The 13,932-nt window shown below is 36.2% G+C and carries 8 protein-coding genes; 5 read left to right on the forward strand and 3 right to left on the reverse strand.

What is annotated here, in order from left to right; all coding sequences use genetic code 11:
- Positions 1 to 64: 64 nt before the first annotated feature.
- The 3 genes from E0W73_RS06975 to E0W73_RS06985 are packed head-to-tail and all read right to left on the reverse strand — an operon-like array spanning position 65 to position 5,828.
- Complete coding sequence (locus E0W73_RS06975; protein WP_135221373.1) at positions 65 to 1,165, reverse strand: SusE domain-containing protein; 1,101 nt, start codon at positions 1,163 to 1,165, stop codon at positions 65 to 67.
- A 19-nt stretch (positions 1,166 to 1,184) separates the two neighbouring features.
- The gene (locus E0W73_RS06980; RefSeq protein ID WP_135221374.1) at positions 1,185 to 2,810 is read right to left on the reverse strand and encodes a RagB/SusD family nutrient uptake outer membrane protein; all 1,626 of its coding nucleotides are present in this window, start codon (positions 2,808 to 2,810) and stop codon (positions 1,185 to 1,187) included.
- Positions 2,811 to 2,846: 36 nt separating this feature from the next.
- On the reverse strand, positions 2,847 to 5,828 hold the full coding sequence (locus E0W73_RS06985) for a SusC/RagA family TonB-linked outer membrane protein (RefSeq protein WP_135221375.1): 2,982 nt from the start codon (positions 5,826 to 5,828) through the stop codon (positions 2,847 to 2,849).
- A 235-nt stretch (positions 5,829 to 6,063) separates the two neighbouring features.
- On the opposite strand from E0W73_RS06985, the gene E0W73_RS06990 reads away from it, so the two are divergent.
- The 5 genes from E0W73_RS06990 (at position 6,064) to E0W73_RS07010 (ending at position 13,825) form a co-directional block, all read left to right on the forward strand.
- A complete protein-coding gene (locus tag E0W73_RS06990; RefSeq protein ID WP_135221376.1) occupies positions 6,064 to 7,095 on the forward strand; it encodes a LacI family DNA-binding transcriptional regulator in 1,032 nt (343 codons plus the stop codon).
- A gap of 175 nt (positions 7,096 to 7,270) precedes the next feature.
- Complete coding sequence (locus tag E0W73_RS06995) at positions 7,271 to 8,626, forward strand: MFS transporter (protein WP_135221377.1); 1,356 nt, start codon at positions 7,271 to 7,273, stop codon at positions 8,624 to 8,626.
- 23 nt (positions 8,627 to 8,649) lie between these two features.
- Positions 8,650 to 9,303: a beta-phosphoglucomutase gene (pgmB, locus tag E0W73_RS07000; RefSeq protein ID WP_135221378.1), complete on the forward strand. Its 654-nt coding sequence runs from the start codon at positions 8,650 to 8,652 to the stop codon at positions 9,301 to 9,303.
- Between the two features lie 76 nt (positions 9,304 to 9,379).
- Complete coding sequence (locus E0W73_RS07005; protein WP_135221379.1) at positions 9,380 to 11,683, forward strand: glycoside hydrolase family 65 protein; 2,304 nt, start codon at positions 9,380 to 9,382, stop codon at positions 11,681 to 11,683.
- Between the two features lie 27 nt (positions 11,684 to 11,710).
- The gene (locus E0W73_RS07010) at positions 11,711 to 13,825 is read left to right on the forward strand and encodes a glycoside hydrolase family 97 protein (protein ID WP_135221380.1); all 2,115 of its coding nucleotides are present in this window, start codon (positions 11,711 to 11,713) and stop codon (positions 13,823 to 13,825) included.
- Positions 13,826 to 13,932 lie beyond the last annotated feature (107 nt).

Below are 13,932 nucleotides of genomic sequence, written 5' to 3' on the forward strand. Positions count from 1 at the left end.
TTTAGTTAGTCGATTAAAAAAGGGCTATCCGGAGATAGCCCTTTTTCAGTTATTAACTGAAGTTTTATTGATTAGGAATCATCACATAACTTCCGTCTAAATCATTAAAATAAATAAGATATTTAGATTTTGCTACTGGAATATTTTCACCATTTCCTCCACCAGAAAAGGCTGTAGTTCCTCCCCAAGACACATCCCATGCATCATTAGCTCTAAACTTCATTCCGCCATCATTTAGAGATGTTACGCCTAAAGTCCAGATATGCGCATTGAATGTTGATTTCACCATAGGAGTTGAAGCAACCCATCCTTCAGCAGTTGCATCTCCAATAATACCAACTTTATCAAATTTTGGCGCGCTAGCTCCAGCAGCATATGGTTCTAATGAATAAGTCAATTTCTGAACATCCATTTTAAAAGTATAATATCCATCCGCAGGAATTACAAAACTTGCAGGATCAGCATCAGCCTCTACACCTCTGTATGCTAAAGAACCACCTGAACCGCCATACATTGGAGCCCAGCTTCCTAGGTTTTTAATAGCTTTAAAAGCTCCCGCTTTAAAGAATCCCGTAAATTTATATTCATTAGCATTTGTTCCACTTCTGAACAAAATCTGGTTTCCTTTGTTGTTATCCCAACCCGAAACAGTAGCGTCTCCCACTAAATACCAATCATTGAAATCATAATCTACTTTACCTACATAAGGAGTTACAGTAATAGAAATCAGTCCTTTTGAAACCTGAGTAAATCCTCCTGAAACATTTGATGTAATTTTTACATCATATTGGGCCGCTACTTCGGGTACGCCCCCAAGATCAATTGCCGCCTGATTCAAATCTCTGGCAAGTACAGAAACTTCTGTTACATTATTTGTAGTTGCTTCAAGGACTTTAGCCGCTGTAAAATCACCTCCCTTTTTGTCTATCAATAAATTATATCTAATTGATACAGTATTAGAATATTCTGCCGCTGACCAAGTAAACTTAGCTACTTCTTCTGCAGCTTTTTCAACATCAAGGACATAATTTTGTCCTGTTGCCGGAGCAGTAATTTCTGGCGCCACAACCGCATCAAGAACTGGTCTCTCGTCTACAGCATCAGCATTACATGACACCGCTAGCACACCAATAAATGCGATTAAAACTTTATATATATTTTTCATTTTTCAGTTTTATTAGATGTTAGTATCCTGGATTTTGTTTCAAAGTTGGATTAGCCTGAATTGTTTTAGCAGGAATTGGCATTAAATCTCTGTGTGATTCTGTCGCAGTTCCGTTCATCACGCCACCTTTCCATTGCCAGATTTTAGTTCCTCCAGTGAATTTTCCAAAACGAATCAAATCTGTTCTTCTGTGGCATTCCCAGAATAACTCTCTTCCTCTTTCTGCCAAAATAAAATCAAGATTTAGGTTTGCAGCAGAAATTGGAGCGGCTTCAGCTCTAGTTCTGATTTGGTTAATATAACCAACTGCAGTACCTATATTAGCGGTACTTGCACCTCTAACTGCCGCTTCAGCATACATTAAATAGGCATCAGAAACTCTAAACATTGGGAAATCGGTATCAGGAATATCAGTTCTTTGTCCTGGTGAACCATCTGCTTTTTTATTAATATATTTTGTTACAGCATAACCATCTGTAAATGTTGATATATTAGTAATATCCAATGATTGTCCGTCAGTATAGAATGTACCTCTTTTGTCTCCAGTTGCTGTTGCATCAGGGAAAAGAGCGACAAATTCTCTACGAGTTCTGATTCCCTGCCAACCTCCATCCATTCCTCTTGAAGCAGCATCCATACTACCTCCAATAGAAGCGTGAAGAATAAAACTCATTCCACCACCAGTTGCTCTAATAGCGATTCCGTCACTGATGATTGGGAAAATAAACTCGTTTTGAGCACCATTTTTATCATTATCTGCAGAAAACAGATAAGCGTAAGGAACATTTGCAAATTTGTAGTTCGAGTTAATGATTTCTGTACATAAAGTACCTACTTCATTATATCTTTCTGTTCCAGTATAAACTTTAGAATTTAAATAAATTTGAGCCAATAAAAATTTAGCTGCAATTCTATCGATTCTTCCATACTCATTTGCTTTTGCCTCTGGAAGGATAGTTTCTAATTCTTTCAATTCAGACTCTACAAAAGCAAAAACTTCTGCTCTTGATTTTTGCACAGGATAAAAGAATCCAACTGGATCAGCCTCTGTAGTAATTGGCACATTACCAAACAAGTCCATTAAGTTAACATAAGAAAAAGCTCTTAAAAAACGAGCCTCCGCTCTAAAAGTTGCAATTTCAGCTTTTAGATTTGCATCTACACCTCTGGTTTCTAATTTGTCATCTGTAGTTTGTCTTAAAAACTCATTTGCCAAACTGATGTGGTAAGATGCTCTAGAATAAGTCCCATATAAAAACTCATTATTTGGTGACCAAGTTTGAGTGTTTAACGTTGGCAAAGTACCATCGGCCCAAGCAATAATTGCTTCATCAGTTGTAAATTCTTGCGTTACAAAAAGTAAACGTAGATAACTGCTAAAATCTCCACCAAGTCCTGCAATATCAGGATTTCTACCAGGCTGGCTTGCATCTCCATCTCCATCATTACCTCCAACATATAAACCAGCGTACAACTTTGCTAATACTTGTTTGTAAGAGTTTGGGTCTTGAAAAAAAGTTTCAGATAAAAACTCATCATCATCCTTTGGCGTCACGTTTAAATCGTCAGTACACGAAGTAAGCGTCATACTTATCCCTAAAATAAATAGGAAGAAATAAGATATATATTTAAATGATATTTTCATTTTGTATGTTTTAAAATTTTGTTTTTCAATGTACTATTAGAAACTTGCATTTACTCCAAACAAATATGTTCTAGCTCTTGGGTAAACGTTGCCATCAATTCCGTTGAATTTCTCCGGATCCAACCCATCATATTTTGTAAGTACAAAAACATTCTGAACACCTGCAGAGAATCTTAATGAAACATCTTTTAATAATGATTTATCTAAAGTATATCCAAGAGTTACATTATCAAGTTTTATGAAAGAAGCATCTTTTATGTAATAATTAGACAAATAACGTTGTGTTCCATTATCTTCAAATTTGAAACCTGTGTTTAAATAATCTGAGCTAAGGTTAGACAAATCATTATTTCTTCTTAATGCTGCATCTGAATATCCTAGATTAGAATTTACGTTATCAAAAATGTAATTTCCTAAACTTGCTCTCCAGTTCATTGTAAAATCAAACTTTTTGTAGTTTAAAGTTGAGAACAAACCAAATGTGTAATCTGCTGTTGGTTTTTTGTATCTGTAACGATCAGAAGCATCAATTTTACCATCACCATTTCTATCTACATAAGCTCCAGCGATTGGTTTTTTGTTTGCATCGTATAACTGCTCGTAAACGAAGAATGAATTTGGAGCAAATCCAACAGTGTTAATCAATACCTTATTTCCATTTCCTCCTTGAATGTTATCTCCAACTTCATAACCTTGGAAACCTTCTACAGTCTGTCCTAAACTTTCGATTTTCTGATCTAAGTAAGTAGCGTTAACCGCAACATTCCAATTAAAATCACTTTTTTTGATGATATCAGATTGAAGACTGAACTCAAGTCCTTTTGTTCTTAGATTACCAATATTATTAAATCCTTGGTTTCTTAAGTTTGCACCATCCGGAACCAATACATCAGCTAATAAATCTGTTGATTTTTTATCGAAATAGTTTACCGATCCTGTAATTCTATCCTTTAAGAATCCGAAATCAACTCCAATATTCATCTCAGCCAATTCTTCCCATTTGATGTTCTGGTTGTATCCTTCAGGTCTGGCTGTTTTATAAACAACACCATTAAATACGTATTGAGTGTTAACAGTACCAAGAGTAACTCTTCTCAAATAATCATACTGAGCCGAAATATCCTGCTGACCAGTTGTACCATAACCAACTCTCAATTTCAAGCTAGAAAGTGTTTCATTATCTTTTAAGAAAGACTCTTCAGCAATATTCCACGCAAAGGCACCTCCCATAAAATTACCCCATCTGTTTTCTTCAGAGAAACGAGAAGTTCCGTCTCTTCTGTAGTTTAAAGTCAATAGATATCTACTGTCCCAACCTAAATTTAAACGACCAAAATAAGATTGTAAATTGACATCTGGATCAGTAATAACATCTTCATTTCTAGTCTCAACAGGTTGTGTAAGCGCTCCAGATTGGTATTTTTCTTTTTGAAACAACTGATAGTTGTAACCTGCTGTAGCATCTAATTTAAGTTTTCCTAGATTTTTGCTATAAACAAAATACGTATTTAAATTTTTATTTTGAAGATCATCAGTATACGTATCATAGTTTCCTAAGTTTACATAACCTGGAGCCGTAAAAGCAACTGGCTGGAATCCTAGAATACTTTCTGTACTTTGTCTGTTATAACCGCTGCTATCAAATCTGTCGATACCAGCTTCTGCTACGAATCTTAAATCTTCGAAGAAGTGGAATTTATAATCAAGGCTGATGTTACCCCATTTTCTTGTAGATTTAGATCTTTTATCTTCCTGATTTAATCTAGCAACAGGGTTTTTAGCAGGCAACAATGCAATATTTCCGTTTGGTTCTAACCACTCAAAGTACCCTCCATAACGAGAACCTGCTTGATAAGGAGACTGAGTTGGGTCAAAACTAATTGCTGAACCAATTACAGCACCCTCATCCTGAAATTGATTTTTACTGAAAGACAAGTTTCCGCTAATATCAATTTTTAAGTGATTGTCAAATAATACTGGGTTTAACGATATCGATGTCGTTGTTCTTTCAAAAGAAGTGTTTCTTAAGATTCCAGGATTATCAACATTTCCAACAGATAAACGTACTGGTAATTTGTTAAATAATGAACCGCTTACAGAGATGTTATTGTTTGTTGTTAAAGCTGTATGGAAAATTTCATTCTGCCAATTTGTACTAGCGGTACCCATGGTTGCTTTTTGAGCGTCATTTCCTAAAGTATTTACTAAGTTACGGAATTGATCTGCGCTTAAAACATCAACTGTGTTAGCAACCGTATTAATACCAACTTGAGAGCTGAAGTTAACTTTCACACCACCTTTTGTTCCTTTTTTAGTTGTAATTACGATTACACCATTAGCGGCACGCGAACCATAGATAGCTGCAGCAGAAGCATCTTTCAATACCGTAAAAGATTCAATATCGTTTGGATCAATAGTAGATAAAATACTTGTAGCACCACTTGGAACTGCATTACTTAACGGAAGTCCGTCTAAGATAATCAATGGATCATTAGAAGCACTTAAAGAAGATCCTCCACGAATTCTAATATCTGCTTTTGCGCCCGGAGCTCCTCCTCCAACAACATTTACACCAGCAATACGTCCTCCGATTAAACTTTCTGGAGTTACGTTGATACCTTTATTAAATTCTTTTGCAGAAATTTGAGAGACAGATCCTGTGGCATCTTTCTTTTTAACAGTACCGTAACCTACCTGCACCACAACTTCTTGCAGCTGATTGGTATCTTCCTGTAAAGAAACGCTTAAAGTTGACTGACCGGCATAATTTACGGTTTCAGTTTTGTATCCGATAAATGAAACCAGAATTTTGTCTCCATTTTTTAGATTTGTTAACTTAAATTTACCGTCAAAATCTGTTGATGTTCCTCCAGGAGCACCTTGTACATTTACATTTACTCCCGGTATTGGCTGACCTGTTGCAGCATCTACAACAGTCCCGTTTAGAGTGCTTTGAGCTAACACACTAAATGGCAACAATAGGAATAAAAATAACAACTTTTTGTAAATTGTTTTCATACTTTTTGTTTAAATTAGTTTGAGTTTGTGATTGTTAGTTAAGTTTTTAATTTTACTTCGAATTTCAAAATTATGAATTTATTAACGTGCTCGACCAGAGGCAATTTTTATTGCTTTACGAAAACGTGGTAGTGTTGAAAACTTTCTATTTTTTGTAATCTTTTAGCGTTAAAATTGTCAATTATAAAAATATCAGATACCTTTATTATTAATTAGATTTTTTTCAACTAACCACATGAAACGTAAAATAACCTTAAAACAGATCGCAAAGGAACTTGATGTATCGATTTCAACTGTCTCTAAATCACTCAGAAACAGCCTTGAAATTGGAGAAGAAACTCGACTAAAAGTTCAAGCTTTTGCGAAGTTTTACAACTATAAGCCAAACAACATTGCTCTTAGTTTAAAAAACCGAAAAACCAAGAGTATCGGCATCATTATTCCCGAAATTGTACACTATTTTTTCTCTACCGTTATCAACGGAATTGAGCAGGTCGCCAACGAACATGGCTATAGTGTCGTTATTTGCGTATCAGATGATTCTTTTGATAAAGAAGTCCTAAATATGGAGATGTTGGCCAACGGAAGCATCGATGGTTTTATCATGTCTCTTTCTAAAGAAACTCAGTTTAAAGGCGATTTCCATCATATTACAGAGGTTATCAATCAAGGGATGCCGGTTGTAATGTTTGACCGCGTAACCAATGATATTTTATGCGATAAAGTAATTATTGATGATAAAGCCGCTGCTTACGAAGCTGTTCAAAGCTTGATTGACAGCGGACGAAAAAAAATTGCACTGGTTACTACAGTTGATTATGTAAGTGTCGGGAAACTAAGAACAGACGGCTACGAAAAAGCGTTATTGGATAACGGATTACCTTTTAACGAAGATTTAATCATAAAAATTGAAGATGTCAATACTTGCGAAATAACAATTTCGCAACTTTTGCATGACCGCGCTTTTGATGCTGTTTTTGCTGTAAATGAGCTTTTTGCCGTAACGATTATCAAAACAGCCAATAAAATGGGATTAAAAGTTCCTGAAGATTTAGCCGTAATCGCATTCACAGACGGAATTATCTCTAAATACTCAACGCCAACTATTACAACAGTAAGTCAGAGTGGTGAAAAGATGGGAAATAAAGCCGCTAAAATGCTTATCGAACGCATAGAAGCCGAAGAAGATGACGATGAAGAACACAATGAAAATTACATTACAGAAGTTATAGAAACGCATCTGATAAAAAGAGAATCTACTGACTAATTTTCTTAAAATCAATACTTTCTAAAGCTCTAATTTATTTTTATGGCTTTTTTATTAGCATAAATAAAAAAATAATTTATAATTTTACGCCCGTCAAGGCTTTTAGTTTTACTTCGAAAAGAACAAAGTTTTGATAAGCAAAGCGCTTATCGTATAATTTTCACAAATTACGATAATGGAAAAGCGTAAATTAAGTTTCTGGGAAATTTGGAACATGAGTTTCGGTTTCTTGGGAATACAAATGGGGTTTGCACTTCAGAATGCAAATGCCAGCAGGATTCTTCAAATTTTTGGTGCCGATGTGCATGAACTTTCGTGGTTTTGGATTATTGCTCCCTTAATGGGATTAATAGTGCAGCCAATAATTGGTCATTACAGCGACAAAACTTGGGGGAGATTCGGCAGACGAAAACCTTTCTTTTTAGTGGGAGCCGTTTTAGCTTCGGTGGGATTAATTCTAATGCCACAAGCTAATATTTTCATTTCTGTACTGCCTGCGCTATGGGTTGGAGCCGGAATGTTAATGATTATGGATGCTTCTTTCAACATTGCGATGGAGCCTTTTCGTGCACTTGTTGGCGACAATTTAAGAACAGACCAGCATACTGCGGGGTTCAGTATCCAAACTTCATTAATTGGTTTTGGAGCCGTAATTGGTTCTGCACTTCCTTATATTTTAACGAAATATTTCGGTGTTCCAAACAGCACAGTTCCTGGAAGCGTACCCTTAAATCTGACTTTGTCATTTATCATTGGCGCTGCAGTTTTAATTGGTTCCATCTTAGTAACTGTATTCACAACCAAAGAATACTCGCCCGAAGAATTAGCAAAATTTGAAAATCCGCAAAATGTGGTGGTTTCTGATTCTGAGGAAAAATCAAAAATCACGGACATCTTTAGTGATTTTGCAAAAATGCCAGCTACAATGCGTCAGCTCAGCTGGGTGCAGTTTTTTTCTTGGTTCGGATTATTCGGCATGTGGGTTTTTACGACTCCTGCCATCGCACATCATATCTACGGACTGCCGCTCGACGACACTTCTAGCCAGCAATATCAAGACGCTGGAGACTGGGTCGGAATCCTGTTTGGTGTTTATAACTTTGTTTCTGCTATTGTCGCTTTGTTTTTCTTGCCATATATCGCCAAAAAAATCGGGCGAAAAGCAACGCATTCCCTTTCTTTAGTCATTGGCGGAATCGGTTTGATATCGATTTACTTCATGCCAAATGAAAACTGGATCGTATTGCCTATGATTTTAGTCGGAATCGCATGGGCAAGTATTCTGGCTATGCCTTACGCAATACTTGCAGGATCTATTACGCCTAAAAAAATGGGTGTTTACATCGGAATTTTCAACTTCTTTGTGGTTATTCCACAAATCGTAAATGCTTTAATCGGAGGCCCAATTGTAAAATACCTTTACAATGGAGATGCTATTTATGCTTTAGTTACAAGCGGTGTCAGCTTTCTAATTGCTGCGGCTTTGGTTTCTAAAGTAAAAGACGTAGACGACGTTTCCCAAAAAATATAATTAAGATTAATTTTTCCCCTAAAATGAACAAAAAGGCATTTATATTCGACCTTGACGGAGTTATTGTAGACACCGCTAAATACCACTTTTTGGCGTGGCAGAAAATCGCCCAGTCATTAAATATAAATTTTACCCACGAACATAACGAACTTTTAAAAGGCGTAAGCCGTGTTCGCTCGTTAGACATCATACTTGAATTAGGCAATGTTCAGGCTTCTCAGGAAGACAAAGAAAAATGGCTTATTAAAAAAAACGAAGATTATTTGTCTTATTTGGTTGATATGGATGAAAGTGAGGTTCTTCCAGGAGTTTTAAAAATTCTAAAACTATTAAAAGATAAAAATCAGGGAATTGCACTGGGTTCGGCCAGCAAAAATGCAAGACCAATTCTAGAAAAAACGGGTGTTCTGTCTTACTTCGATGTTATTGTTGACGGAAACGATGTCAGCAACGCAAAACCAGACCCTGAAGTTTTCTTAAAAGCGGCTCAATTATTAAACATTGACCCAAAAGATTCAATCGTATTTGAAGATTCTGTTGCCGGAATTCAGGCAGCAAACATCGCAGAAATGGTAAGTGTTGGAATTGGTGAGGAAACAATTTTACATGAAGCTGATCATATTTTTAAAGATTTTACCCAAATCACAGCAGACTTTATAGAAAAATTAATCAATTAGAAAATGTGCCAATTAGATAATTTCTAAATCGTGCAATTATCTCATTTTCTAATTAACTCATTATCAAATTAAATAAATGAACCAAGATTATATAAAACCAGACAATTGGTCAATTATCGAGGAAGGATTTGACGCAGAACGCGTAAAATCGTCTGAAAGTCTTTTTAGTATCGGAAACGGTGCTATGGGACAACGCGCCAATTTTGAAGAAAAATATTCAGGCAAAACTTTCCAGGGAAGCTATATTGCCGGAATTTACTACCCAGACAAAACAAAAGTGGGCTGGTGGAAAAACGGTTATCCTAAATATTTCGCCAAAGTACTAAATGCTCCAAACTGGATTGGAATTGACATTGAAATCAACGAAGAAAATCTTGATTTAAACACATGTACCGAAGTTAGAAACTTCCGTAGAGAATTGAATATGAAAGAAGGATGGTACAATCGTTCTTTTGAAGCAGTTTTGAAAAACGGAACTGAAATCGCTGTAAACGTGCGTCGTTTTCTTTCGTTAGATTTAGATGAAGCCGGAGTTATCAAATACGATATTACACCTTTAAACAAAGATGCAAAAATCGTTTACAAACCGTATATCGATGCTGGTGTAACCAATGAAGACGCCAACTGGGAAGAAAAATTCTGGGAACCTCTTGAAGTTAAAAAAGGAACAAACGAAGCTTTTGTAACCGCTCAAACGTTCAAAACGCATTTTAAGGTTACGACTTTCATGCACAATACGATTTTGGCAAATGGTGAAGATGCTCATATTTCGCCGTCAACAATCGATTCAACGGTAGATAAAGTTCAATATACTTACGGAACTATTATTGCTAAAGGACAAACCTCAACCATTCAAAAAATTGGAGGTTATACCGTTTCTTTAAACCATGAAAATACCTTGGCTGGAGCCGAAAAAGTAATCAAATCTGCTGTTGCTTTAGGATATGAAACTTTGCTTCAAAACCAAATCGATGCCTGGGCAAAAGTTTGGGAAATGTCAGATATTACAATTGAAGGCGATGTCAAAGCACAACAAGGAATTCGTTTCAACATCTTCCAATTAAACCAAACCTATTCAGGAAAAGATTCTCGTTTAAATATTGGTCCAAAAGGTTTCACGGGAGAAAAATACGGCGGATCTACGTATTGGGACACTGAGGCGTATTGTATTCCATTTTACATGGCGACAAAAGATCAGCAAGTGGCTAGAAACTTATTGACGTATCGTTACAATCAATTGGACAAAGCGATTGAAAACGCAAAAGACAATTTAGGTTTCAAAAACGGTGCGGCTCTATATCCAATGGTAACCATGAACGGTGAAGAATGCCACAACGAATGGGAAATCACACACGAGGAAATCCACAGAAATGGAGCGATTGCTTTTGCGATTTACAACTATAACCGCTACACGGGAGATTACTCTTATATTCCAGAAAAAGGATTAGAAGTTTTAATCGGAATTGCGCGTTTCTGGCACCAGAGAGCTTCTTTCTCAAAAGATAAAAATCAGTACGTAATTCTTGGCGTTACAGGACCAAACGAATACGAAAACAACATCAACAATAATTTCTACACCAATTATATTGCAAAATGGTGTATTGATTTTGCTGCTGAACAAATCGAAAAAGTAGCTGCAGAATATCCTGCAGATCACAAACGTATTCTTGAAAAAGTGAGCCTTTCGGCGAATGAAATTCAGGAATGGAAAAAAGTGGCAGACGATATGTATTTCCCAATTTCTGAAGAACTTGGAATCTACTTACAGCAAGACGGTTTCTTAGATAAAGACTTAGTTCCGGTAAAAGATTTGGATAAATCACAGCGTCCAATCAACCAAAAGTGGTCTTGGGATCGTGTGTTGCGTTCTCCATACATCAAACAGGCAGACGTTTTACAAGGTTTTTATTTCTTCGAAGATCATTTTTCGAAAGAAGAATTAAAACGTAATTTCGAGTTTTACGAATCGTTTACGGTTCACGAAAGTTCACTTTCACCTTGCGTGCACTCAATCCAAGCTGCGGCATTAGATAAAATGGATATGGCCTATACCTTTTATTTAAGAACTTCTCGTTTGGATTTGGATGATTATAATAAAGAAGTAGAAGAAGGTTGTCATATCACGTCAATGGCCGGTACATGGATGAGTATCGTGGAAGGCTTTGGAGGAATGCGTGTTAAAAATGACCAACTTCATTTCTCACCAAAAATTCCAAAAGAATGGAAAGGTTATTCGTTTAAAATCAATTTCAGAAATCAGATTTTAAAAGTTTCTGTAAATCATAACGAAACGACTTTTACTGTCGACGGCGATCAGGATTTAAATATTATAGTGAATGGCAAAACTATAACTGCTGGTAAACTCGCACCAATTAATTAAATTACAATACTCTAAAATCTAAAAAACATGAAAAACTTATTTTTCGCAAGTTTAATTTTGTTTGCGTTCAGCACGGTTGCAAAAGCGCAACAGTTAAAATCACCCGAAGGAAAGTTCGTAATGGAATTTTCGCTTCAAAGCGATGGGACTCCAACGTACAATTTAAAATACAAGAACAAAGAAGTTGTAAAAACCAGTAAATTGGGTCTTGAACTTAAAGATGACAAAAAATCTTTATTGAATGACTTTACCATTGCTGATACGAAAACTACAACTTTTGACGAAACTTGGAAACCAGTTTGGGGAGAAGTAGATCACATTAGAAATCATTATAATGAATTGGCGGTAACTTTAAACCAAAAAAGCACAGATAGACAAATCGTAATCCGTTTCCGTTTATTCGACGACGGTTTAGGATTCCGTTATGAATTTCCGGCGCAAAAGAATCTTACTTATTTTGTAATTAAAGAAGAAAGATCTCAGTTTGCTATGACTGGAGATCATACTGCTTTCTGGATTCCTGGAGATTATGATACTCAGGAATACGATTATACGAAATCTAAATTATCAGAAATTAGAGGTTTATCTCAAAAAGCATATACTGCAAACGTTTCTCAAAAATCTTTTTCTCCAACAGGAGTTCAGACTTCTTTGATGTTAAAAACGGCTGACGGAATCTACATCAACTTACACGAAGCTGCTTTGATTGACTATTCTTGTATGCACTTGAATTTAGATGACAAAAACTTAGTTTTCGAATCTTGGCTAACGCCAGATGCAAAAGGAGACAAAGGTCATATGCAAGCGCCAAATCATTCGCCTTGGAGAACGATTATCGTAAGCGATGACGCTAGAGAAATCTTAGCTTCAAAAATGACTTATAACTTAAACGATCCATCAAAAATCGACAATACTTCTTGGATTAAGCCTGTTAAATACGTTGGCGTTTGGTGGGAAATGATTACAGGGAAAAGCTCTTGGTCGTATACAAACGATTATCCAACGGTTCAATTGGGTGTTACTGATTTCTCAAAAGCAAAACCAAACGGAACGCACGGAGCAAATAATGCTAACGTAAAAAAATACATTGACTTCGCTGCTGCAAATGGGTTCGATGCTGTTTTGGTTGAAGGATGGAACGAAGGTTGGGAAGACTGGTTTGGACACTCAAAAGATTATGTTTTTGATTTTGTAACGCCTTACCCAGATTTTGACGTAAAAGGGCTGCACGAATATGCAAAATCAAAAGGTGTAAAAATCATTATGCACCACGAAACTTCTGGATCTGTTCGTAACTACGAGCGTCATATGGATGCTGCTTACAAATTCATGAACGATAACGGATACAATGCTGTAAAAAGCGGTTACGTAGGTGATATTTTACCAAGAGGTGAAAACCATTACAGCCAATGGATTGTCAATCACTATCAATATGCTATCGAAAAAGCAGCTGATTATAAAATTATGGTGAATGCTCACGAAGCAGTTCGTCCAACAGGAATTGCTAGAACGTATCCTAACTTAATTGGAAACGAAGCAGCAAGAGGAACAGAATACCAAGCTTTTGGAGGTTCTAAACCAAATCACGTTACTGTATTGCCATTTACACGTTTAATTGGTGGGCCGATGGATTACACTCCGGGAATCTTCGAAATGGATATCAGCAAAATGAATCCTGAGAACAAATCTCATGTAAACAGCACATTGGCAAATCAATTAGCATTATACGTTACTATGTACAGTCCATTGCAAATGGCTGCCGATACTCCAGAAAACTACAACCGTTTTCCTGATGCATTCCAATTCATTAAGGATGTGGCGGTTGACTGGTCAGAAAGTAAATATATTGAGGCTGAGCCTGGAGATTTTATCACGGTTGCTCGTAAAGCAAAAGGAAAAAACAACTGGTTTGTTGGAAACGTAAACGGAGAAACTCCACGTACCTCAAACATCGATTTCAGTTTCCTTGAAAAAGGCAAAAAATACACCGCAACAATTTATGCTGATGCAAAAGATGCGCATTACAAAACAAATCCGCAAGCTTACACAATCAAGAAAATTGCTGTAACGAATAAATCAAAATTATCTCAGTTTTCTGCTCCAGGAGGAGGATATGCAATAAGCATTATTGAAACGAAATAATTTAAATTAACCATATAAGAAATGTAAGTCCATTTAAATAGAAATCTCCCCATTTTTGTCTTAAATGTTCTTACATTTCTTATATGGTTTAAATTCTTCTCCTGCAA

It is taken from the genome of Flavobacterium foetidum, assembly GCF_004634245.1.
GTDB lineage: Bacteria > Bacteroidota > Bacteroidia > Flavobacteriales > Flavobacteriaceae > Flavobacterium > Flavobacterium foetidum.

Bases quoted from the DNA above. Each gene is read 5' to 3' on its own strand.
- E0W73_RS06975 (WP_135221373.1), bottom strand. From the start codon at position 1,165: ATGAAAAATATATATAAAGTTTTAATCGCATTTATTGGTGTGCTAGCG.
- E0W73_RS06980 (WP_135221374.1), bottom strand. From the start codon at position 2,810: ATGAAAATATCATTTAAATATATATCTTATTTCTTCCTATTTATTTTA.
- E0W73_RS06985 (WP_135221375.1), bottom strand. From the start codon at position 5,828: ATGAAAACAATTTACAAAAAGTTGTTATTTTTATTCCTATTGTTGCCA.
- E0W73_RS06990 (WP_135221376.1), top strand. From the start codon at position 6,064: ATGAAACGTAAAATAACCTTAAAACAGATCGCAAAGGAACTTGATGTA.
- E0W73_RS06995 (WP_135221377.1), top strand. From the start codon at position 7,271: ATGGAAAAGCGTAAATTAAGTTTCTGGGAAATTTGGAACATGAGTTTC.
- pgmB (WP_135221378.1), top strand. From the start codon at position 8,650: ATGAACAAAAAGGCATTTATATTCGACCTTGACGGAGTTATTGTAGAC.
- E0W73_RS07005 (WP_135221379.1), top strand. From the start codon at position 9,380: ATGAACCAAGATTATATAAAACCAGACAATTGGTCAATTATCGAGGAA.
- E0W73_RS07010 (WP_135221380.1), top strand. From the start codon at position 11,711: ATGAAAAACTTATTTTTCGCAAGTTTAATTTTGTTTGCGTTCAGCACG.